The following is a 23,522-nucleotide window of genomic DNA, read 5'->3' as shown; positions in this document are numbered from 1 at the left end:
TGGGAAATATGTAGCTGATTTGCTCATATGAAATTGTATGATATCAAACTAGTTTCCGACACTAAACTGTTAAATAACAGCTTGTTATATTCTCTACTGGAGAGGAGGATTTTCAATCCGGTTTCAATTGACTTTGAAAATTACTTTCAATATCGTTTGGCCCTGCCGTCGGAAAGCCCCGGGAGAGACAGCATCGACCAGTCGCCTTGAGTGCCATGAATCTTCGCTTTTTATCCTGATCGCGCGTGCCGCTGTGCACCTGATGCGGGCACCGGAAGGTGTTTGCGGCCCTTTGGGCCGGTTGTTCCCGTAAATTCCTTATTTCAAGCTTTGGAATTACATCATAATATATTGATTTATTTTGTTTTGAGCAGTGAGGCGGCCCGGGACCCGGGAGCCTCCCGCCATCGGTGCAGCCTCTCGTGTGCCCATTCTGCGGAGGGTGTGGCGGACGGTGACTTGCCGCCGTTTCGGCGGCCTGGCGGGATCATTCTCTGACGCGGCGCTGTTGATGCCATGTCCTGTGATCAGCGTGCTCAACTTCGCGTTGTTTGCGGCGCCGCGTGAACGCTGTGACCCATCCCAACTGTCCAAGGAGGATGAAGAATGGGTGTCTGCCATGCAATCCGATCGTTGTGTTCCGGCTCCGCGTTCCGGGGCCGCTCCACAGCCCGCGCACGGCGCGCGGTGTTCCTTGCCGCCATGCTGCTGGCTCTGGGCGGCGCCGTGCTGTGCGGGCCCGCCCGCGCGGCGCAGGCCGCAGGCGCGCCGGGCGCCGAACCATGCCGGGTGGCCGTCCCGGCGGGCAGCCTTGCCGACGGGCTGACGGCCCTCGGGGCCCAGTGCGGCCTGAGCCTGGAGTTCGACCCCGCCGCCCTGGCCGGGCGGACCACCCCCGGCCTGGAAGGCGCCTACACCGTGGACGAGGCCCTGGCCCGGCTGCTGGGCGGCACGGGCCTGCGCGCCGAGACGGACGCCTCCGGAAAAGTGACCCTGGCGCCCCAGGGCACCACCGCCGGACAGGAAACCGTGCTGCCCAAGACCACCGTGCTCGGCGAGGCCATCGGCACCCACGAGATTCCCGTGGAGAAAATCAAGCGCAGCATGGCCAAGGACATGGCCGACGTGTTCGAGAACGACCCCTCGGTCATCGTGGGCGGCGGCGCGCGCAACGCCCAGCGCGTCTACGTGCGCGGGGTGGACGCCGTGAACCTCAACGTGACCATCGACGGCGCCAAGCAGGGCGGCAGCCTGCACCAGCACCGCGGCGACATCGGCGCCATCGACCCCTCGCTGCTCAAGCGCGTGGCCGTGCAGACGGGCTCCAGCGCCGACGCGGGCCCGGGCGCCCTGGGCGGCAGCATCCGCTTCGAGACCGTGGACGCCCAGGACATGCTCGAACCCGGCGACACCATGGGCGCCATGCTCACCGGGAGCTACGCCAGCGCGGACAAGTCCTGGACCGGCGGCGGCTCGGCCTACGGCGTGGCCGACGACACCTTCGGCCTGCTGGCGCATTTCTCGGCCACCGACCGCCGCGACTACACCGTGGGCGGCGGCGGCGAGGCGCCCAACACCGCCGGGGAAGACTACGACTACTTCGCCAAGTTCAGCATGCTCGGCAGGCAGGGCCACGACCTGCGCCTGAGCGCCGAGAACAAGCGCGACACCGGGCTGTACATCTGGGGCAGCAACGGCAGCGACATGGGCTACGCCACCCCGGGCACGGACCCCGTCTACGTGCGCTCCGAGCGCACCAGCCTGGTGCTCGACCACCGCTACCACGAGAACAACCCGCTGCTGGATACGCGCGTCAACGCCTACTACACCAAGAACGCCGTGGAGAACGTGGACGCCGATTCCGAATATGCGGCGGACGTGCTGGGCTACGACCTGCGCAACACCTTCCACCTGACTCTGGGCGAGGTGTTCCTCGACCTGACGGCGGGCGGCGACGGCGTGGCCGAGGACAACGTTGCCGAAGCCGGAGGCGACGACATCACCAACGACTCGTACAACTACGGATTCTATCTTCAGAATCGCCTGAGCTACGGGCCCGCGCGCCTCTCCCTCGGCGCCCGGCTCGACACCTACCGCGCCGAATTCGGCGACGGCACCATCGACGGCAGCCGCGTCTCGCCCAGCGTGGGCCTGGAATACGACCTGCTGGAAGGGCTGACGGCCTTTGCCAGCTACGGCCAGGCCGTGCGCGCCAGCGGCACCCTGCCGGGCTCCTGGCTGGCCAACATCAACGCCGCCACGGTGTTCCACGTCGAGGCGCCGGAGACCTCCCAGCGCACCGAGGGCGGCCTGCGCTATGAGAAGACCGGAGTCTTCCGGCCCGACGGCCGCCTGCAGCTCGAGGGCACGCTCTTCCAGACCCGCCTGAAGAACCTGATCACCGCCGTGGGCGGCAAGGGCGGCGTGGTCAAGGAGGTCCTGAACTCCGACCCGCTGCTGTCCAAGGGCTGGGAGGCCCGTGCGGGCTGGGGCATCGAGCTGTTCGAAACCTCCCTGGCCTACACCCATGTGGTCACCCGCGACGACAAGGACGAGCCCGTGTCCGTCACCCGGCGCCTGGCGGCGGCCACCGGCGACCGCCTGACGTGGGACAGCCGCATCCGGCCCCTGGACGGCCTGACCCTGGGCTACACCATGAGCTACGTGGCCGAGCTGACCGACGTGCCGGACGGCTCCGCCGACCGCCCCGGCTACGTGCTGCACTCGGTGCAGGCCGAGTGGCAGCCCGAATGGGTGCCCGGCCTGGCCCTGAACCTGGCCGTGCACAACCTGACCGACCGCCGCTACAGCGAACAAACCAGCATCCTGGACAGCAACGGCGACGCGCTGCTCGAACCCGGGCGCGACATCCGCCTGGGCTTCACCTACCGCTTCTAGAACCTCAACCGACCGATTCGCAAGGAGACGCATCATGTTCAAAGGCTTCCTGCTCGCCCTGCCCGCGCTGCTGCTCGCGGGGCTCTTCCTGGCCGGTCCGGCCTGCGCGGCGCAGACCGGACGGCTCTACCTCGTGGGCCTTGGCGCGGGCGACCGCGACAACATGACCCTGCGCGCCCAGAAGGTCATCGCCGAGGCCGACGTGGTCTTCGCCATGGGCCGGGTGCTCAAGGACTACGCCGACATGCTCGAAGGAAAGGAGCTGCACGAGGCCGGGCACGGCCTGTTCGCCGACTTCGGGCGACGCCACAAGGACAACACCGAAATGGAGGCCCAGGCGCGCACCGTCATCCGCGGGGCCGTGGCCGCCGGCAAGACCGTGGCCATTCTCGACAACGGCGATCCCATGGTCTACGGCCCGCACACCGGCTACCTCACCGAGTTCGCGGACCTGAAGCCCCAGGTCGTGCCCGGGCTGTCGAGCTTCAACGCGGCCAACGCGGCCCTGCAGCGCGGAGTGGCCAGCGGCAAGGTCAGCCGCTCGGTGCTCCTCACTGCGGCTTCGGCCGCCCGCGAGGGGTACACCGGCAAGGACACCCTGGCCGAACTGGGCCGGACGCAGTCGACCATGGTCTTCTTCACCATGGGCCTGGACCTGCCCGAAGTGGTGGAGCAGCTCAAGCAGAGCTACCCCGGCGACACGCCGATGGCCATCGTCTCCTACGCCGGGTTCAAGGACAGGGAAACCGTGCTGCTGGCGACCCTGGACACCATCCTTGAGCGCAGCGGCGGCAAGCTGCCCTTCGAGCACCTGATCTACGTCGGGGACTTCCTGAAATGAAAAACCACTCGGCTGGCACAGGCGCCCTGAAGCGCGAGATCGGGCTGGGCTCGGCCCTGACCCTGGTGGTCGCCAACATGGTCGGCACCGGGGTGTTCACCACGTCCGGCTTCATCGTTGCGGAACTGGGCAGCGCGCAGGCGTTGCTGCTCTGTTGGCTGGTGGGCGGCCTGTTCGCCCTGGCCGGGGCCCTGTGCTACGCCGAGCTGGGGGCGATGATGCCGCAGGCGGGCGGTGAATACCGCTACCTGCGGCGGACATTCGGGCCGCTGCCGGCCTTCCTTTCGGGCTGGATTTCCCTCATCGTGGGGTTCTCCGCGCCCATTGCCGCGGCGGCCATCGCGTTCGCCACCTACGTTCCGGGTGGCGGGCGCGAGCCCTGGTTCGTTCTGGAACTCTTCGGGCGGCCGACGTTCACCTTTTCGCCCGCGACCCTTCTGGCCGTGGGCGTGGTGGTCGTCCTGTCGCTCGTGCATTACCATAGTGTCGGTCTGGGGCGGCGCGTGCAGAATCTGCTGACCGCCTTCAAGATCGGCGTGATCCTGCTCTTCGCCGTGGGCGGGCTGTGGCTCGGCAGTGGCGATGCTGCGCGCCTGACGGGGCTCTTCACCCTGGATTCCGGCCTCGGCGCGGTTTTCAGCCGCAAGTTCGCCGTGGCGCTGATCTTCGTGTCCTTCGCCTACAGCGGCTGGAACGCGGCGGCCTACCTCGGTGCGGAGATCAAGCGCCCCGAACGCAACATCCCCCTGGCGCTGGTGGGCGGGACGGTCATCGTCATCGGCCTGTATCTGTTGCTCAACGTGGTCTACCTCTTCGCCCTGGCCCCGGGAGCCATGGCCGGGGCGCTGGACCTCGGCGTGCTGGCCGGGGCGGCGCTGTTCGGCCCCGAGGTCGGCCGGGCCGCGGGCATGGTCATCGCCTTCGCCCTGCTGTCGGTCATCAGCGCCATGATCATGGCCGGGCCCCGGGTCTACTACGCCATGGCCTGCGACGGCGTCTTCTTCAGGTGTTTCCGCCAGGTGGACTGCGCGCGCAGCACCCCGGGCAAGGCCATCCTGCTTCAGGGGCTCCTGGCGGTGCTGATGATCCTTTCGGCGACTTTCGAGACGCTGCTCATCTACATCGGCTTCACGCTGTCCCTGGCGTCCATCCTTACGGTCTGCGGTCTCGTGAAGTTGCGCCTGACCGAGCCGGGCGCGCCCCGGCCCTACCGCACCCTGGGGTATCCGCTGACGCCGTTGCTGTTCCTGGCTGGCAATGCCTGGATCGTGGTCCACTCGCTGACCGAACAGCCCGAGGCCGGGTTGTACGGCGTGGGCACTATCGTACTCGGAGCGCTATGCTACTGGTGGCTGCGGCCGGTGGACACGACCTGTTCCCCGGCCCGGGAGGAGTTCGCCCCGGCTCGGGAAGGGGCCCTGTCCCTGGTGCCCGTGATGGTGGATTCCACCGCTGAAGCCGCTCCGGGCGGGACTTCCGGGGAGCGGACGGGGAGTGATGAAATTTTTCCTTCGTCGGGTGGTAGCTTTTAAATGAAAATGATTGTAGGAATCATCTTCATTTTTAATGCCCCCCGGAAGGTTTTTTGATTGCCCAAGAAGGAGACAGGACCATGAAGACGCGAATCCTGGCCGCCGCCCTGGCGGTCGTGATTCTGTCCTGCGCGGCCATGAGCGCCCACGCGGACATGACGGCCCAGGAGGCCGACCAGACCCTGCGTTCGGCGGCCAAGACCCAGGCCGCGGCCCAGGCCGAGGCCGACCGCTGGACCCAGGAGCGCGACGACCTTTCCGCCGAGGAGCGCCAACTCCTGGTGCGCGAAGAGTGGCTCGGCTACCAGATTGCCAAGCACAAGGCCTACATCGCCGGTGAGGACGCGGCCATCGCGGCCTTGCACCAGCGCAAGGAAACCTTTGTTGCCGTGCGCCAGGATCTGGAGCCCCTGCTCGACGCCCTGGCCGGGCGGCTGGGCCAGAGTGTGGCTGCCGATATGCCCTTCCTGGCCCAGGAGCGCGCGGCACGCCTGGAAAACCTGCATGCCGCGTTGGACGACTATCAGCTTTCCCTGGCCGAGAAGCTGCGCCGGACCCTGGAGGCCCTGCGCATCGAGGCCATGTACGGCGAACAGGTGGACGTTTCCGACGAATCGCTGCTGCTGGACGGGCAGGAGGTCCAGGGGCGCGTGCTGCGCCTGGGGCGGCTGGCCATGTACTGCCGCCTGCCCGACGGGCGCGGGGGCGTGTACGACGCCCAGGCGGGCGCGTGGAGCGCGCTGCCCTCGGGGCTGGACGGCGAGTTGGCCAAGGCCCTGGACATTGCCGGGCGGCGGCGGGTTGTTGAGTTGATCACCCTGCCCGTGCCGCAGGTGCGGCCATGAAGAGGGGAGAGGACGGAATGCGCAAGGCGTTTTTGCCGGTAAAGGTATTGTCTTTGGGCCTGGGCCTCTGGGCGTTGGCTCTGGGGGCCCTGGCGCCGCTGCCTGCGGCGGCCCAGGGCGACTGGCAGCGCGCGGACGCCGAGGTCCGCGAGCGCAGCCAGGAGATGCGCAGCGACGCGGCGGCCATGCGCCAGGACGTGGCGGGCGACCGCAAGCGGACGACCGCCACCGTGGCCGAGCGGCGGGCGCTGGTGCGCACCCTGCAACAGGAATACGACGCTCTGGCGAAGACCCTCCAGGCCCGCGCGGGAGAGCGCGCCCGGCTGGAAGCCGACCTTGAGGCCGAGCAGGAAGGCATGCGGGCTCTGGAGGGCACCATCCGTCAGGCCGCCAAGGACGCGGACAAGATGCTCGCGGACAACCCCCTGACCGCCCTGGCTCCCGGAAGCCGCGAGGTCGTGGACGGCCTGCTCAGGGACCACGCCTTTCCGGACATGACGACCATCGGCCGTCTGGCCGACGTGTTTCTGGACGAACTGGCCCTGACCGGCGGCGTGCATCGCCGCCAGGGCGACTACACCGGGCCCGACGGCACGCAGCGCACGGGCGAAATCCTGCATGCGGCCCGTTTCGCCACCTTCTATCGCGCGGCGGATGGCGAGGTCGGCGTGCTGGCGCCCAGCGCCGACGGCCTGGCCCTGCGGGCCGTGCCCGACGCCCTGCCCCGGGGCGCCCGCGGGGACGTGGAGGACTTTTTCGATGGCCAGGGCGCGCTGCTGCCCCTGGACGTTGCCGACGGCGCGGCCTTCCGGCGCAACGCCTCCAGCGACGACCTCTGGGACTGGCTGCGCTCGGGCGGCTTCCTGGTCTGGCCCATCCTGCTGGTGGGCGTGGTCGGCCTGGGGCTCGGGCTGGTGCGCTTCATTACCCTGGGCTCCTCGCGGGCTTTTTCCGAAACACGCATGCGCGAGATCGTGGAGCGCGTGGAGAGCGGCGAGATCGCCAAGGCCAAGGAATACTGCGCCCGGGGCGGGAAATTCCCGGCCTGCCGCGTGCTGGGTCGCGCCCTGGACCATCTGGGGCTGAACCAGGAAGTTCTGGAAAACGCCCTCCAGGAGGCCATCCTTCAGGAGCTGCCCCGGCTGGAGCGCTTCCTGCCGTCCATGCAGATCCTGGCGGCCATCGCTCCGCTGCTCGGCCTGCTGGGCACGGTCACGGGCATGATCAATACCTTCCAGGTCATCACCCTGTTCGGCACCGGCGACCCCCGGATGATGTCCGGCGGTATCTCCGAGGCGCTGATCACTACCCAGCTCGGCTTGGCCGTGGCCATTCCGATCATGGTCCTGCACCATTTCCTGGAACGCCGGGTGGACGTGGTCCTGGGCGACATGGAGCAGAAGGGCACGGCCTTCACCGTGACCCTGCTCAAGGCCGGGGCCGTGGTGCCCCATGGGGACAACGTGGTCCTGCGGGGCGCGGAGGGGGCGTGATGGGCGTCGGTTCCCTGCTGGCCCACAGCGGCTCCTATCTGGCGCGCGGCGGCTGGATCATGGTCCTTATCCTCGGGTTGTCCCTGTGGATGTGGCTGCTCATCGGCAGGCAATGGTACCTGCTGCGGCGCAACAGCGCCCTGGAAAAGGGCGTGGGCGAATGCCTGCGCCGCGCCGGGGAGCCGGGCTTCACGGCCGCGCCCTGGCAGTTGCAACTGCTCGAAGCCGCCGGGGCCGCCCGGGGCCTGCGCGTGCGCATGCGCAAACGCTATCTGGAGGCCCAGACCGCCAGCGTGTCCCTGAGCTTCCAGCGCCATACGGGGACCATCCTCATGCTGGCCGGGGCCGCGCCGCTGCTCGGTCTGCTGGGCACGGTCACGGGCATGATCGACACCTTCGACATCATCGCCGTGCATGGCACGGGCAACGCCCGGGGATTGGCCTCGGGCATCTCCGTGGCGCTGATCACCACCCAGGCCGGGCTGGTGACTTCCGTGCCCGGGCTGGCGCTGGGGCTGTTCCTGCGGCGGCGCGCGGCCCGGGCCAGCGAGCGGGTCGTCCGCTTCACCCACGGGCTGATGCTGGAGGGCTGCGACGGGCCGGGCCAGGAGCCCTGCACCCTGCCGGAGACTGCGAAACCCCGCGAGGAGGGGGCATGAATTCCATCCGTTACAGCCGGGCGCGGCGCTCGGGCGGCTCGGACATCAACATGGCGCCGCTCATCGACATGATCTTCATCCTGCTCATCTTCTTCCTGGTGACCACGAGCTTCACCAAGGAGTCGGGCGTGGACGTGGAGCGCCCGGTGGCCGCCTCGGCCCAGCTCAAGGAACAGACCAACATGGTCATCGGCATCGACAAGGACGGCCTGGTGCACATTGAAAACCGCGTGGTGGACGTGCGCTCCGTGCGCGCGGTGATGGAACGCTTCCTGGCCGAGATTCCCGAAGGTTCGGTGGTCATCGCCGCCGACAAGGCCAGCGTCACCGGCGTGGTCATCTCGGTGCTCGACGCCTGCCGCATGGCCGGGGTCAAGCACGTCAGCGTGGCCGCCCGGCAGCCCTGAGGGAAGGAGGAGCCCCTATGAACGCCTGCGCCTGTTGCCTGGACTCGCCCCTGCCGCGTCTGCGGGCCTGGGGCTGGGCCTGCGGGGTGCTGTTGGCCCTGGCGGTCAACGCGCTGTTGTTTTTGGGCATTCCATGGCTGACCGAACGCAGCGACGCCATGGCCGAGCGCGAGTACGAGGGCGCCGTGCTGCTGGCGCCCAGCCCGGAGCCGCCTCCGGTCGCGGAGCCTGAGCGCCCGCAGCCCGAGCGGGAACTGCCGCCGCAACTGCCCGATCTGGCCGCGTCGCCCACGCCCCAGCCGCCCCGGCCCCAGGAGACCATCCGTTTCGACATCGCCCTGGACGCGGCGGCCATGGCCGGAGCCTCGGTGGTGGTGCCGCTGAGTGTGACGGCCCCCGCGCCGCCCATGTCCGGCCCCCGGCTGTTCGAGGTCGGCGAGGTGGACACGGCGCCCCGCGTGCTGCGCGGCACGCCGCCGACCTACCCGTACCACGCCCGGCGCCAGGGCATTACGGGCCGGGTGGTGGCCCGTTTCCTGGTCGACGCCCAGGGCGGCGTCAGCCGTATTTCCATCGTCGAGGCCACGCCTGCGGGCGTTTTTGACGACAGCGTGCTTCAGGCTGTGGCGCGCTGGCGGTTCAGCCCCGGTGTGCTGGAAGGCACCCCGGTGAATACCTGGGTCGTCGCACCCTTCGAGTTCAAGCTGTGAGTGCGTTTCTCTCTCGCCGGGCGGCCTGGGCCGCCGTGTTCCTGGTGGCCCTGCTGGCCGGGGCCTGGGGCGCCGGGGTGGCTTTGGCCGCCGTGCCGGATCTGCCCCCCGGTGCCCACAAGGCGCTGTTCGCGGCCCAACAGGCCGCCGACGCCGGGCAGGACGCCCGGGCCGTGGAAATCCTGGACACCTACCGCAAGGAGGCCGCTGCCCTGGGCGAGGATGTCCCGGCACTGGTGTTTCTGGTCCAGGGGGCGGCGGAGTTTCGTCGGGGCCGGATGGACGCCGCCGCGAAGGCTTTTGCCGATGGCGCGCGCCTCGCCCCGCAGGACCCCGACGTGCGCCTGAACCTGGGCCTGGCCCTGCTGGCGGGCGACAAGCCCGGCCCGGCGGCCGAGGCCTTCGAGGCGGCCTTCGGGCTGTACCGCGACCGGGGCCAGGTCAAGCCCGAGCTGCTTTACCGGGCCGCCGTGGGCCACTATCAGGCCGAGGCCACGGCCCGGGCGCGCCAGGCCCTGGAGAGCCTGTGGGCCCTGCGCCCGAAGGAAACCGAAGAGGCCTGGCACCGGCTGTGGATCCAGGTGCTGTGCGACGGCAGGGAGTGGAAGGCGGCGGAACGCGCCGTGGCCGGGCGCCTGGAGGTCCGCCGCGACGACCGCAAGCTGTGGGAGATTCTGGCTCAGGTGCGCGCCAACGACGGGCGCTACGCCGAGGCCGCCAGCGCCCTGGAGGTTGCCGACGCCCTGGCGCCCCTGGAGCGGCGCGACGTGCTGCTGCTGGTGGACCTGTATGCGGCGGCCGACGCGCCCTTGCGCGCGGCGGCGTTGCTGGAGCCCCTGGCCGCGCGGGAGCAGTCGGCGGAATTGTATGACCGTCTGGCCCGGCTGCTGGAGCAGGGCCGCCGCCTGCCCGAGGCCCAGGCCCACGCGCGCAAGGCCCTGGCCCTGCGGCCCGGCCCGGCCCGGGTGCTGACCCTGGGGCGGCTGCTGGCCGCCGCTGGCGACCACGACGCCCTGCGGGCCCTGTGCCGCGAGCATGCGCGCAACGACGCCAAGGCGGGCGAACTGCTGCTGCTCACGGCGGTGTCGGCCATTCAGACCCAGGCCTGGGGTGAAGCCCGCGAGCTGCTGCACCGCGCCCTCAGCGACCCTTCGGTGCGCCCCCAGGCCGCCGCGTGGCGTGCGGTGCTCGACGACCTGGACGCCACCCGCCGCGAGGCCCAGGCCGCCGCTCCGCCGTCGGCTCCGGCCTCCTGACGCTTCGCCGCCGGGCTGGGGCCGCGACGGAAAACAAGGGCCGACTCCGGAAGGGGTCGGCCTTTGTCGTGGCGCGGGACGCCTCTGCGGCATGCGCCGCGTTCAGGGAGCTATCCTGCTGTGCCGCTCCTCGATCCGTCTGCGAAAGTCCGGGCTCGCGGCGTGCAGGTCCACGATAGCCACCTGAAAGGGCAGGTCGGACTCGGCGAAGGAGTCGCGCAGGGTTGCTGTTTTGCCCCGCCCGGGGGCCTAGAGCCTGATGTCCAGCTCCTTGAGCTTGAGCCAGAGTTGTTTGCGCGTGATGCCCAGCAGTTCGGCGGCTTGTATTTTGCGGCCGCCGGTGCGTTCCAGGGCTTCCAGAATGCGCCTGCGCTCGAAGCGGGCCACGCCTTCGGCCAGGGTCGCGTCGGGCGCCTCGTCGGCCTTGCGGGCCAGGGCGGCCTCCGTGGCGGCACGGATGCGCTCGGGCAGGTGGCCCACGTGGATTTTGTCCTCGGCACACAGCAGCACGGCGCGTTCCACGGCGTTGCGCAGTTCGCGCACGTTGCCGGGATAGTCGTAGGCCAGCAGGGCGTCCTGGGCCTGCTCCGAGAAGGTGACCTGCCGCCCGTGCAGGGCGCAGAAGCGCCGCAGGAACCGCTCGGCCAGCAGGGCCACGTCGCCGCCGCGCTCGCGCAGGGGCGGCAGGGTCACGGGCACCACGTTGATGCGGTAATAGAGATCCTCACGGAATTTGCCCTCGGCGATGGCCGCATCCAGGTCGCGCGCCGTGGCGAACACGGGGCGCACGTTGACCCGGCGCGGCGTGTTGCCGCCCACGGGGGTGATCTCCTGGTCCTCGAGCACGCGCAGCAGCTTGGCTTGCAGGCTCAGGGGCATTTCGCCCGCCTCGTCGAAGAACAGGGTGCCGCCGTCGGCGGCTTCGAACTTGCCGATGCGCGCCTGCTGGGCCCCGGTGAAGGCGCCCCGCTCGTGGCCGAAGAGTTCGGATTCCAGAAGCTGTTCCGGCAGCGCCGCGCAGTTGATCTTGATGAACGGCTTGGCGCTGCGCCCGCTCAGGCGGTGCAGGGCCCCGGCCACCAGTTCCTTGCCCGAGCCGCTGGGCCCGCGCACGAGCACGGGCACGCAGGCGTCGGCCAGGGCGCGGATGCGCTCGAAGACCCGGAGCATGGCCGGGCTTTCGCCGATGAATTCGCCGTCCTCGCGCTCGCCGCGCAGCCGGGCGTTTTCGCGCTTGAGGTCCAGGAAGCGGAAAAAACGCTCCACGAGCAGCAGCAGCCCGTCGCGCGGGAAGGGCTTGCACAGGAAGTCGAAGGCTCCGGCCTTGATGGCCTGCACCGCCAATTCGACCTCCGGGTAGGCCGTGATGAGCACGACCCCTGTGCCCGGGTAGAGTTCATGAATTGTTTCAAGCAGTTTCATGCCGTTCATGCCCGGCAGGCGCAGGTCGGTGATGACCAGATCGAAGGGCCGTTCGCGCAGGAGGCCCAGAGCTGCTTCGGCCTCCCCGGCGGCGGCCACGTCATAGCCCTCGCGGGCCAGGGCGTGCTGCATGCCCAGGCGCATGGTCAGTTCGTCCTCGACGAGCAGAATGCATTTCGATGTCATGGGGCGGTTCCTGAAAGGGGCAGGCTGATGACGAAAACGGCCCCGGGCGGATCGCCGGGAACGGGTGGCTCCAGGGCCAGGGTGCCGCCGTGGCGGGCTACGATGGCCGCCGAGACGGCCAGCCCGAGCCCGGTGCCCTGGCCGGAGTGCTTGGTGGTGAAAAACGGGTCGAAGATGCGTTCGCGGTGCTCTTCGGGAACGCCCGGGCCGGTGTCGCGCACGGTGATGCGCACGGTGCTCCCGGCCCCGGGGTCCAGGCGGGCGTCCAGGGTCAGGACGCCGCCCCCGGGCATGGCGTCGGCCCCGTTGAGCACGAGGTTCAGCAGCACCTGGTCCATCTTGTCCGGGTCCGTGGACAGGGGCGGCACGTCCGGCGCCACGGTGCAGACCAGGGTCACCCCCTGGCGCTGGAGCGTGAAATCGGCCAGGGAGGCCGTGCGCGCGAACAGGTCGTCCACCCGCGTGGCGCACATGGCCAGGGGCGCGGGCCGGGCGTAGTGCATCAGCTCGCGCACGATTCGCCGGATGCGTTCCAGCCCGTCGTCGATGACCTCCTCGTGCTGCCGGCGGGTGGCCTCGTCCATGCCTCCGGCCACGAGGTTGCGGAAGCACAGGATGACCCCGCCCAGGGGGTTGTTGATTTCGTGGGCCACGCCGGAGGCGAGCTGGCCGATGGAGGCCAGCTTTTCGGCCTGGTGCATGCCCTCCACGTTGCGCAGGCGCTCGCGCTCGGCCTCGCGCAGGCGGCGGACCATCCACAGGAAGCTGGCCTGGAGCAGGCCGATTTCGTCCTCGCGCGGGGGCAGGGCGGGCACGGGCGCGGCCAGGTCGCCGCGCGCGGTGATGTCGTTCATGGTCCTGGTCAGGGCCGTGAGAGGCCGCGAGAAATGCCGCCCCGCGTACCACACGGCGCACAGCGCCGTGAGCAGCAGCACCGCGCTGATGCCCATGACCTCCGAGCGCAGCCGGTCCAGGCTGCGGTACATCTCGCCCAGGGAGAAGCCGATGCGGCAGGCGCCCCAGCGCTTGGAGCCGATGGACAGCGGCACGGCGATGTCCAGCAGCGGGCCCAGCTCCTCGGAGTCGTCGCGGCGCACCGTGGGGTATGTGGCCGAGAGGGCGGCCCGGGTGGCCGGGTCGGTGTACAGCCTGCCGTATTCGCGCAGGTTGTTGTGCGCCACCACGCGTCCTTCGGGGTCGAAAACCATGAAAAAGACGATGCGCGGGTCCAAGCGCATCACGTCGGCCACGAAATAATCCAGGTAGTCGGACATGCCGGAGGTGTCCACCATGCCCAGGTCTTCATAGATGCGCGCATTGGTGAACAGCACGGAGGAGATGCGCGCGATGCCCATGCCCTGCTGCGTGGCGTTGCGCAGCAGCAGGTCCTCCTCGCGCTGGATGGTCACCAGCCCGATGAAGCCCGCGAACAGGGCGATGCAGGGCACGGCGAACAGGATGAACTTGGCCTGCATGCCCATTTTCACGGGGTGGCCTCCGGGGCCTGCGGGCCGGAGCCGTCCAGGCCCACGCGCTGCTCCATGCGCCGGAAGGTCTCGTAGACCGCAGTGTCCACCGGCCCGAAGCCGTGGCGCAGCACCTCGTTCCATCCGGCGGCGCGGGCGGCCACCTCGGGGTCGTGCAGGTCCACGGCCAGCAGCACGTCGCGCAGGCTGTCGCGCACGGCGGGCGGCACGTCGTCGCGGGCCACGATGATGAAACCCGGGAAGGGCGGGGTCGCCTCCAGCACGCGCAGGCCCGCCCCCAGGTAGCGCACGGCCATGGGTTCGGCCACGGCGCCCGCGTCGTATTCTCCGCGCAGCACGGCCCGGGCCACGGCGTCATGGGTGGGCAGGTTGGCCCAGCGCGAGAAGTCGGCGGGCTCGATGCCGCGCCGCATCAGGTGGTCCAGCGGAGCGAGGTAGCTGGCCGTGGAGTCCGGCGAGCCGAAGGCGAAGCTTTTGCCCGCGAGGTCGGCCACGCCGCGGATGTCGGCGCGGTCCTCCCGGACGATGAGCAGGCTGCGGGTTGTCGGGGTGCCGTCCATGCCCAGCACGGCGCACAGCGGCACCAGCGGCGCGCGCTCGCGGGCCTGGAGGAAGGTCCGGCCCCCGAGCAGGGCGATGTCCAGCGTCCCGGCCTCCAGCCGGGAGACGATGGCGGCGTAGCGGTGCTCCAGCACCAGCTCGAAGCGCCAGGGCTGCCGCTCGGCCAGGAAGTCCAGGAACGGCTGGTACTGCTGGTAGATGACCACGGGGTGGTTCAGGGTGATGACCCCGAAGCGGTAGGCGTTGCGCTGGGGGGCCTTTTGCTCCGCCGCGCCGGGTGCGGCGAGGCATGCCAGCAGGGCCAGGGCGAGGCCCAGGCGGAGCAGGGCGGACGGCAAGCTGGGCCGGGCAGGCGGGGCGGGGGCGCGGACCATGTGCAACTCCGGTCCGGGGAGCTGGCCCGGGCCTGGGGGAATCTGTTCATCCTGCGGGGTGGCCGCCCGGGGGCGGGCCGGGCGGACCGCCCGCAGGGGCGGCGCACCGGGCGACCGCCGACACCCGCGCCGCACCCGGGCGGCGGTGTGCCAGGGGGCCGTCCGCCGCCGGACTCAGGATAAGACGGTGATTTTGCAGGGGCTCGATCTATTCAGCCGGTCCACGAAATGCGGCACCGTGAAGTCGAGCCCCCAGTTGCGCGGGGGCAGGACGATTTCGTCCACGCCGCTTTCCGCCGCCGCGGCCAGCATTTCGCGCAGGGGCTCGCCCCAGCGCACGCCCAGCAGGGCGTCCACGCCGCCCTTGCGGGCCCGTTCGAGAAAGCCGCCGAGGCGGCCCCGGCACTCGCGTTCTCCTTCCTCGCGGACATAACAGAGAAAATTTTCCTTGTCACCTTGGGTCGCCAGTTGATCGACCAGCCCGTAGTGCATGAGGTCCGTGTCCACGATGTGCAGGGCGAAGACGCTGCCCCCGCAGGAGCGCAGCTCGGTGAGGACATAGTCCTCCGCGCGCCGGGCCTCGGGGGAGCCGTTGCTACAGAGAAGGATGCGCCGCATACGTGCCTCCTGGGCGTGCGGCCGCCGGAGCGGGGTTCCGGCGGCCGCGGGGGGGTGTCTTACGCGATGAACTTGGACAGGGTGATGGCGGCGAAGCCGAGCAGGACCACGATGGCGTCCTGGCGCCGGGACGGGGAAAGGGCTTTGAAAAATGCCATGACACAACTCCTTGTTTGATGCGTGGTTAGTTCATGAAAAGCAGCACGACCACCAGGGCCAGGGCCGCCTTGATGCCTGCAACGCCGAAACCGAAGAGGAATCCGCTGAAACCCGCCGCGCGCAGGTCGGCCAGGCGCGTGGTCAGGCCGATGCTGGCAAAGCCGAGCAGGAAGGCCCATTCCATGAAGATCTTGGCGACCTTGACCTCGGACTTGGAGAGCATGCCCATGGTGTTCAGGCAGACGATGGCCAGGAAGCCCAGCACGAAGACCGGAAACTTGTCGCGAATCATCTGCCACTTGTTGATCGTGCCCACCTCGTTGCCCTGGGCGGCTTCCTGGGCGGCGGCCATGAGGGCCAGCATGAGCACAACGAAGGGCAGGAAGACCACGCGGCCGATGTTGTAGATGCCCGCGACGATGCCTGCGTCCTGGCTGTAGCCGAATCCGGCTGCCAGCACCTGGGCCGAGTTGACGATGCCCACACCCGCGAAGGCGCCGAACTGTCCGGCGGTCAGGTTGAATATCCTGCCCACCAGGGGGAAGGCGATCAGGGCCAGCAGGCCGAACATGAGCACCACGGCGATGGAGTAGGCCATGTCCTCGTTCTTGGCCTTGACCGCCGGGGCGATGGCGATGGTGGCCGAAACGCCGCAGACCGACATGCCCGCCGCCAGGCAGGCGCCCAGGGAGGAGGACATGCCCATCTTGCGGCACAGCCACATCATGACCAGCGCCGTGCCGAACAGGAACAGGGCGATGAACACCAGCGCCTGCGCGCCCACGGAAACCAGGCCCGCCAGCGAGTAGCTGGCGCCCATGACCACGATGCCGGTCTTGGTCAGGATGGTCGAGTAGCGCAGGCCGGGCTGGAACACGGCGGGCACGCCCACGGTGTTGCGGATGATCATGCCGAAGATGATGGCCAGGATGAAGTCCTTGAGCGACAGGTAGGTCTTGAACAAGGGGTAGGCTTCGAGTTTGGGCGCCACGACGTTGGCCACGATGGCCACCGCCGTCACCAGCAGCAGGCCGGGCAGGCTGTCGAGCACGGCCCGGGCGAAATCCCGCTGCGCGTCGAGCGGTTGGACGATGACATTCTGCGACATGGGACACACCTCTCACGGAAAAAGTTTAGCCGCCCTGGAGCAAAGGCGGTGCCATGTTGCGATTGCACGTTGTTCCGCATTGTTACGAATCCGAGTCGCTTCGGGGGCGGCGTGTGGCGGGAAATTTGTGGAACATGAAAAGGCCCCATGTTCCTGAAATGGAACATGGGGCGCGGGGATGGCTTTTGGCCGAATGGCGACGAGGCGCGGCGGCGGGATGAGGACGCCCTGCGGCCTGGGGCAGCCGGGGTCGGCTCAGGTGATGGTCCAGGAGCGAAGCTCGTTCTGCTGGGTCCAGAGGTTGTGGTAGATGCCTTCGCGGGCGAGCAGGTCGTCGTGCCTGCCCCGTTCGGCAATGGTGCCGTTTTCCAGGACCAGGATCTGATCGGCCTTCTGGATTGTGGACAGCCGGTGCGCGATGACGAGCAGCGTTTTCCCGCGCGTCAGGTTCGTCAGGCCCTGCTGGATCAGCAACTCGTTTTCCGGGTCGATGGACGCCGTCGCCTCGTCGAGGATGAGCAGCGGAGCGTCCTTGAGGATGGCGCGGGCGATGGCGATACGCTGCCGCTCGCCACCCGAAAGGCGCGCACCCTGCTCCCCGGCGGAGGTCTCGTATTGCTGTTCGAGCGCCATGATGAAGTCGTGGCAGCACGCTTTTCTCGCGGCTTCCATGACCTCCTCGTCCGTTGCGCCGGGTTTGGCCAGGCGGATGTTGTTTATGATGGTGTCGTTGAACAGGTAGACATCCTGGAAGACGACGCTGAACAGGCTGTAGAGCTCCTCCTGTCGGAACGAGCGGATATCCGTGCCGCCGATGGTGATCCTGCCGGAACCCACGTCCATGAAGCGAAGCAGCAGATTGGCGGTGGTCGTCTTGCCGCTGCCGGACTCGCCGACCAGGGCCGTCACCGTCCCTTCCCGCATGGTGAAGGAGATATCGTGTAGGATCTCCTTGTCGCCATAGGAAAAATGGACATTTCCGAACGCGACTTCATGGGACTTCGGCTCGGTGTAGCCGGAGAGGCGGGGCAGGGGGGATTCCTTCAGGGTGTCGGCGATCCGCCTGACCGATGCGAGGCAGTAGCGGAACTCCGAAAGCAGGAGGCTGACTTCCTGCATGGGCTCGTAATACCGTCCGCACAGCAGCATGAAGAAGAGGAAGACGACGATGCTGATCGAGGAATCTGCCACCAGCAACCCGGCGGCGAGCATCGTTACGATGAACGAGAATTCCAGAAGCGTGAGGTAGCAGTAGCCCAGTTTCCCGAAGCGGATTTCCGCCTTCAGGGCGAAGTCCTTGTGGTCCCTGTTGGCTCTGACCCAGGGCGTGAAACGCGTCCCCGTCATGCCCGTCGCCTTCAGTTCGCCGATGCCGCTCAGGTATTCGAGCAACGTCTTGTCCACCAGGGCCCGCCCGCGCACCATGGTGTGGGAATCGCGCTCGATGCAGCGGATCGAATACCAGAGCATGGGAAAGGCCGCCAACGAGGTGCCCAGAACTGTCGCGCCGAGCACGGGCTCGACCCAGAGGAACGTGCAACCGAACAGGACGATGATGATCGCTGCCGCCGTGATGTCGTAGATATACGTGCTGAAGACAAGCTCCGTATCCATCATGTCGTGCAGGAAGTTGCCGCTTATAAGGGCCGTTCCCCGCTTCCTGAACGATGCGAGGGGCAACGTCTTCAGGTGGTCGGCCAGCTTTTCGCGCAGGGCCGCCGTCAGGGCATAGCCCTTCTTCAGCGACAGGGAGGCAAATGCGTAGAACGCATAATAGTACATGGGCATGGTGGCGAGAATGAGCCCGCTGTATGCCGCGAGTGCCCACCCGGATGAATTGTCGTCCAGAGCGCAGGCGAGCAGGAGGAAGCAGCCCGCATACGCCAGCCCCTGGGAGAGATGGGCCAGGAAACTGAGCGCCGTGGGGCCGATGAACGTGGCCAGCGAACCGACGGTGAGGCGAATCATTTTCAGCATGTCCGGCCTCCATGGGCGCAATCCCCGGCGCCGTTCGGGGGCGCCTCGGTTGAGAACATCCAGCTCCGCGCGGCGTGGTAGGCGTTCCACATGCGGGCGTAGAGCGTGTCGTCGGCCATGAGGGCATCGTGCGTGCCCGATTCGACGATGCGCCCATTGTCGATGACCAGGATATTGTCGGCCTTGGCGATGGAGGGCAGGCGATGGGCGATGACCAGGACGGTCTTGTCCGCCAGCAGGCTGGAGAGCCCTTTCTGTATGGCGGCCTCGCTCTCCGGATCGGCGAAGGCCGTCGCCTCGTCGAGCAACACGACGGGGGCGTTGCGCAGCGCCATGCGGGCGAGGGCCACCCGCTGCTTCTGCCCGCCGCTCAGGTGGACGGAGCCTCCGGCGCCGATTCTGGTGTCGTAGCCTTCCGGGAAGCCGCCGATGAGCGTGTCGCACTGGACCATCGCCGCGGCTCTGCGCATGGCCTCTTCCGAAGGCGCGTCCAGGCCGAGACAGATGTTCTCGCGGACGGTGCCGGAAAATACGAACGGGCTCTGGTACACGATGGAGATGGCTTTGGACAGCTCTCCCGGGGCGAAGTCGCGCAGGGGGATGCCGCCGACGGTTATGGTTCCGCTGTGGATTCGTTCGAGGCCGGCAATGGCCGCGGTCAGGGTGCTTTTTCCCGAACCGCTCGGGCCGACGATGGCCGTCACCGTCCCCGCCCTGGCGGTAAAGCCAACGTCGTGGAGAACCTGCTTTTCGCCGTAGTACACGTTGAGCCCGCTGACGTTGAGGTCGGCGGAGGCCATTTCGGAGCGGCGCCTGTCGCCGATGTCCTCGACCTCGACTTCCAGCAGTTTTTTCACGCCGGCATAGCCCATGCCCGCCCGCCAAAGAAAGGTGACGAAGCGCATCAGGCGTTTGAAGGGCACGAAGGTCACCACCCCGAGGACGATGAAAAGGACCACGTTCTCGAACGGGAGCCGGTTGTATTTGTGCAGATAGACGCCCGCGATGGCGATGACGGCGAAGGCCATGGACAGCGAGGTCGAGAAAAGGGCCCAGGAATGCAGGGTGAGAACCCGGGATCTTGTCTGTATATCTTTGAACTTCCTGATTGCGTTCTGCATGCGGGACATTGAGGCTTCCGCCCTGTTGAATATCTTGATGTCCGGCATGCCCTGGACGTATTCGACGGCATCGCCATGCAGGGAAGCCATTGTTTCGAAATATTCAGCCATCAGGTTGTTCTTTTGCAATATGGCCATTGATCGCATTTGTACGAATTCGGCGACGGCGACGGCGATGACCATGATGAGAGCCAGTTGCCAACTGACAAAGAACAGCACGGGGATGGTGACCAGGGGAAGCGTCACGGCGGAGACGAAATCCGTCATGTTGTGGGCGATGAAGTTTTCTATCTGGTCGACATCGTGGCTCATCATCTTCTTGAGTTCGCCGTTGCTGATGTCGGCCAGCCAATGCAACGGAACGCGGCCGATGTGCTCCACCAGGGCCGTGGCGATGGAGGTCGACAGGCCGAAGGCCGCCTTGTGGGAGTGGGTGGACGCGACGACCGTCAGGACGGAATAGCCGACGACGGAGACAAAGGCGCACACACCGGGCACGAGAAGCGATGCGCCCGCCCCCCCCGCCAGGAGCAGGACGAACATCTTCCAAACCATGATGATGGGGATGGGCAGCATGAGCGCGCCAAAGGCGGCGCAGATCAGGGCCACGGTGAAGTGCCGCGCCGCGACCTTGTTCGTGGCGAAAACCATCCGCACGAGTGAAAGGGCTTTCATCCGACCTCCTCGCTGGGGTCTCGTTATGCGTCGCGCTCCGGCATGGGGCGCGCCGCCCGGGATATTTGCCGGGGCGCGCGGGCGTCCGCCCGTATCCGCGCCCGGCGTGTGACCCTTGTGCATACCGCCCGCCCGTCGAGCCTGCTTCTCTTATTCAACAAAAAAGTACTCGAAAATGGCCGACGCCCGGGGCGGAAGAACGCTTTGCCCGGACCTTGCGGCAGGGAGCCCATGTCTCCGGATGCTCCCCGGAGGGGACGACTGCCTGGCGGATGTGTGATGCGGGAAAAGGATATTTTCTAAGTCCGCCCGGGTAGTTTGGGTGGAGGGACCGTCTTAGTGATTTTGAGAATCAATTTCGCAAAAGCCACGGCGGGTTGTGCGCCGCATGCGCTGCGTTTGGGCCTGCGTATGCCGGGATCGTCCTTCTCTTTGGGGCCCGCCGCCGTCCCGGCCCGGAGCGGCTTGCGTATCGCGCGGTTGTGCGCGGCGGGCGGGAGCCTGGCCCCGGGGAGGGGACGTGCCTCTGGCGGTGCCGCCAGCCTTGGGGGAGACGGCCAGGCCCGGGCGCCGGACCGCTCCGGCGGCCCCGCGAGACGCATGCGTCGCGAAGGCGCTGTGGCTGGAACATCTTGCCATGTCGGAGGATTGCCATGACACGAAGCTTCGTTCGACCATTGGATGTGTTCTTTCACGACGCGAGCCATTCGCTTTGCGCCTCCCCATACGCCATGCCCTTGCGCTCGGAGCAGGACATCGCCGCCGTTTGCCGTGGCAGGGAGGTGGTCTTTCTTGCTGGTGACGCTTCGGTGGCCGAACGGCTTCTGCCTGCGTTTGCCGCCGGGGCGGAGGCTCTCCAGGTCGTCGACATGGCTGACGGGCAACCGCGGGCATTCGAACGATTGCTGGCGCAGACTCCGGCGGAAAGGCTTCTCCTCGTGCTCGCGTTCAAGGACTATCAGCAGGTTTTGACGAATTTATGCAGCGTGGCGCGGGGGGTGACCCCGGTGGTCCTGCCTTCCGGATTTCTGGCTCTGGCAGCCCCCAAAGCACGATACATGATCCAGAATGGAGCCTGCGTCAGCTACGGGGATGTCCGTCACATGCTCGATGCCTTCCGGAGCGCCAGGCTGCTGCTCTGGAACAAGGGGCACGTGGCGCGATACACGCTCCTGCCCGTATTGCGGGAGCTGGGCATGCTTCGGAATATCGTGGGGATTGTTGATGATGAGCCCCACGACATCGTCTTTCAGGGGGCGACGCTGCCCGCCAGGGCCGCGGGCGACTGGATCGCGGACGAAAAAATAGACGCCGTCCTCGTGGCCGACGGCGCGGCGCAGGATGCGTTCGGATGCATCCATTCCCATGTCGGCGACTTCACCCCGCTCCTGCTGCACGCGCAGCGCATGGGCGTGCTGGAGTCTTTCCAGTCCGTAGTCGCCGCGCATTCCCTTTTCATGGGCGAAGGAGGACTGCTTCAGGCCGAGCGGGCGGTGTTCGCACCTTCCGCCCCTCTGTGCCGGGAGCGGTACGCCGTGCTGTACGGCGGGCACCCGCAGTTCGGCGATGCGCACTATGCAGGCATCACGACCTGGAGCCAGGCCAGCCTTTTCGGCAGCGGATTCGTCCCGGCGGACCTCGAAAGCCCGTTCGTCAATTGCTCCGGGGGGCTCAGGCACACGGCCTTCCAGCCGGAGGCATGGGATTCCTCCATCTATCTTTTCGGCGCAAGCAGCGCTTTCGGTGCATTTGTCGATGACGAAAGCACCGTGGCCAGTCTCGTCCAGAAGCAGTGTCACGTCGCCCATGCCGATGCGCGCATGCGGACGCGGTTTCGGGTGGTGAATTACGGGACGAACGCATCGGACCCGGGCAACTGCCTCAGGAAGCTGCTTCACGTACCGCTGTGCCCTGGCGACCACGTCGTGTTCCTTGCGATTCCCTACTGGCCGCGCAACGAGTCCGAGTCCTTCACCGGGATCGTGCATGCGATGCATCAGCATTGTCTCGAGGCGGGGGCCTCGTTTTCGTTGTTCCTGTGCCCGGAGTTGATGTTCGCAGCGGCACCGTCTCCTGATGAGCAGGAGATAATAAGGAGTTTCAGGCTGTTGATTGGTGAGATCGTGGCAGATACGGCATATCCCGTCTGGAACGTTGTGCGGCTTGAACACACGCTCCGGCTCCTGCGCGATGCCGGCGTTTTCGTGCATGCGTTGCAACCGTACTTCGAGCGTCCGCATGAGCACGGGGAGCTTTTTATCGACATCGGGCATGTTTCCTGCCGTGGGATGCAGATCATCGCCGATGCCATTTTCGAGCAGGCCGTCGCGCGGCGCGCCAGGCGCCATGTCGTGCGGATTCATGAACAGACTTTACGGGACTATGGCCAGGTGGTCAGGAGCGTCATGCTGTCAAACGAGTCCTTCGTGTCCTTCCTCGAAGCCGTTCCCCGCTTTGAGAGCAAGGCGGGCGCCGCCATCGGGGCCGTGGTCATGAACTGCAACCCCTTCACCCTCGGCCACGAGCACCTTGTCCGCAGCGCTTTGGAGCATGTCGACTGCCTGTATGCGTTCATTCTCGAAGAGGACAAGTCGTTCTTCTCCACTGCGCAGAGGCTGGAGATGGTCCGTTCCGGCGTGCGGAAATTCGGCGACAGGGTGCGCGTCGTGCCGGGGGGGCCGGGCATCATCTCCTCGATCACCTTCGCCGGATATTTCACGAAGGAGGAGCGGCAGCAGAGCCGCTTCGACGCCGGTATCGATGCGCTTGTCTTCGCCTCGATCATCTGTCCCGAGTTCGGGATCGGGAGCAGGTTCTTTGGCGAGGAGCCGTATTGCGCCGTCACCAAAGAGTACATGCGCCAGCTCATGGACATCCTCCCCTTGTATGGCGTGGCCTGCAACGTCATCCCCAGGCGGGAGGCCGGGGGCCGCGCCATCAGCGCGTCGCGCGTTCGCGCGCTGTATAAGGAGAACGACTGGCGCTTGATGACGGACCTTCTTCCGGCATCGACCCTGGAGCATCTGCGGGGATATTGCGGCTGCACGGCCGGTGCCGAGCCGCAGGAGCCCCGCGCATGATGCGGCGCGCCAGGGCCTTGCCGGGCCCGGACGGCGCGGATTCCTTGAGGCGACGGCTGCCGCGCGGGGGGCACCGGGAGGGCTGGCGCCTGCCGGTGCCTCCTCGCGGCCCG

General features: G+C 67.5%; 17 protein-coding genes. 10 read left to right on the top strand and 7 right to left on the bottom strand.

What is annotated here, in order from left to right:
* The first annotated feature begins 702 nt into the window (after positions 1-702).
* From ACZ5KV_RS03650 to ACZ5KV_RS03610, 9 genes are all read left to right on the top strand, one after another.
* Positions 703-2,898, top strand: a complete 2,196-nt coding sequence (locus ACZ5KV_RS03650) for a TonB-dependent receptor (protein ID WP_464240986.1) — start codon at positions 703-705, stop codon at positions 2,896-2,898.
* 34 nt (positions 2,899-2,932) lie between these two features.
* Positions 2,933-3,739 (top strand): SAM-dependent methyltransferase, encoded by an 807-nt coding sequence (locus tag ACZ5KV_RS03645; RefSeq protein ID WP_464240985.1) that lies wholly within the window; start codon positions 2,933-2,935, stop codon positions 3,737-3,739.
* Positions 3,736-5,271 (top strand): APC family permease, encoded by a 1,536-nt coding sequence (locus tag ACZ5KV_RS03640; protein WP_464240984.1) that lies wholly within the window; start codon positions 3,736-3,738, stop codon positions 5,269-5,271. The genes ACZ5KV_RS03645 and ACZ5KV_RS03640 overlap by 4 nt, the downstream gene beginning before the upstream one ends.
* An 80-nt stretch (positions 5,272-5,351) precedes the next feature.
* Positions 5,352-6,116, top strand: coding sequence for a DUF3450 domain-containing protein (locus ACZ5KV_RS03635; protein WP_464240983.1), 765 nt, complete (start codon positions 5,352-5,354; stop codon positions 6,114-6,116).
* Between the two features lie 17 nt (positions 6,117-6,133).
* A complete protein-coding gene (locus ACZ5KV_RS03630; protein ID WP_464240982.1) occupies positions 6,134-7,609 on the top strand; it encodes a MotA/TolQ/ExbB proton channel family protein in 1,476 nt (491 codons plus the stop codon).
* Positions 7,609-8,268, top strand: a complete 660-nt coding sequence (locus ACZ5KV_RS03625; RefSeq protein ID WP_464240981.1) for a MotA/TolQ/ExbB proton channel family protein — start codon at positions 7,609-7,611, stop codon at positions 8,266-8,268. Before ACZ5KV_RS03630 ends, ACZ5KV_RS03625 begins: the two co-directional genes overlap by 1 nt.
* Complete coding sequence (locus tag ACZ5KV_RS03620; RefSeq protein WP_464240980.1) at positions 8,265-8,675, top strand: ExbD/TolR family protein; 411 nt, start codon at positions 8,265-8,267, stop codon at positions 8,673-8,675. Before ACZ5KV_RS03625 ends, ACZ5KV_RS03620 begins: the two co-directional genes overlap by 4 nt.
* A gap of 17 nt (positions 8,676-8,692) precedes the next feature.
* Complete coding sequence (locus ACZ5KV_RS03615; protein ID WP_464240979.1) at positions 8,693-9,385, top strand: energy transducer TonB; 693 nt, start codon at positions 8,693-8,695, stop codon at positions 9,383-9,385.
* Positions 9,386-9,420: 35 nt separating this feature from the next.
* A complete protein-coding gene (locus tag ACZ5KV_RS03610) occupies positions 9,421-10,641 on the top strand; it encodes a tetratricopeptide repeat protein (protein WP_464240978.1) in 1,221 nt (406 codons plus the stop codon).
* Between the two features lie 249 nt (positions 10,642-10,890).
* Here the strand turns inward: ACZ5KV_RS03610 and ACZ5KV_RS03605 are convergent, their stop codons facing one another.
* From ACZ5KV_RS03605 to ACZ5KV_RS03575, 7 genes are all read right to left on the bottom strand, one after another.
* Positions 10,891-12,249, bottom strand: coding sequence for a sigma-54-dependent transcriptional regulator (locus tag ACZ5KV_RS03605; RefSeq protein WP_464240977.1), 1,359 nt, complete (start codon positions 12,247-12,249; stop codon positions 10,891-10,893).
* Positions 12,246-13,730, bottom strand: a complete 1,485-nt coding sequence (locus ACZ5KV_RS03600) for a sensor histidine kinase (protein ID WP_464241800.1) — start codon at positions 13,728-13,730, stop codon at positions 12,246-12,248. The genes ACZ5KV_RS03605 and ACZ5KV_RS03600 overlap by 4 nt, the downstream gene beginning before the upstream one ends.
* A gap of 2 nt (positions 13,731-13,732) precedes the next feature.
* On the bottom strand, positions 13,733-14,671 hold the full coding sequence (phnD, locus tag ACZ5KV_RS03595; RefSeq protein ID WP_464240976.1) for a phosphate/phosphite/phosphonate ABC transporter substrate-binding protein: 939 nt from the start codon (positions 14,669-14,671) through the stop codon (positions 13,733-13,735).
* A 174-nt stretch (positions 14,672-14,845) separates the two neighbouring features.
* Complete coding sequence (locus tag ACZ5KV_RS03590; protein WP_464240975.1) at positions 14,846-15,289, bottom strand: universal stress protein; 444 nt, start codon at positions 15,287-15,289, stop codon at positions 14,846-14,848.
* A 184-nt stretch (positions 15,290-15,473) separates the two neighbouring features.
* On the bottom strand, positions 15,474-16,556 hold the full coding sequence (locus ACZ5KV_RS03585) for a YeiH family protein (protein ID WP_464240974.1): 1,083 nt from the start codon (positions 16,554-16,556) through the stop codon (positions 15,474-15,476).
* A gap of 255 nt (positions 16,557-16,811) precedes the next feature.
* Entirely contained in the window at positions 16,812-18,533 is a 1,722-nt protein-coding gene (locus ACZ5KV_RS03580; RefSeq protein WP_464240973.1) for an ABC transporter ATP-binding protein, read from the bottom strand.
* Positions 18,527-20,329, bottom strand: a complete 1,803-nt coding sequence (locus ACZ5KV_RS03575) for an ABC transporter ATP-binding protein (protein ID WP_464240972.1) — start codon at positions 20,327-20,329, stop codon at positions 18,527-18,529. Before ACZ5KV_RS03575 ends, ACZ5KV_RS03580 begins: the two co-directional genes overlap by 7 nt.
* 653 nt (positions 20,330-20,982) lie before the next feature.
* On the opposite strand from ACZ5KV_RS03575, the gene ACZ5KV_RS03570 reads away from it, so the two are divergent.
* A complete protein-coding gene (locus ACZ5KV_RS03570) occupies positions 20,983-23,409 on the top strand; it encodes a hypothetical protein (RefSeq protein WP_464240971.1) in 2,427 nt (808 codons plus the stop codon).
* Positions 23,410-23,522 lie beyond the last annotated feature (113 nt).

It is taken from the genome of Desulfocurvus thunnarius (assembly GCF_055390965.1).
This window is presented reverse-complemented; position numbering and strand designations above follow the sequence as displayed.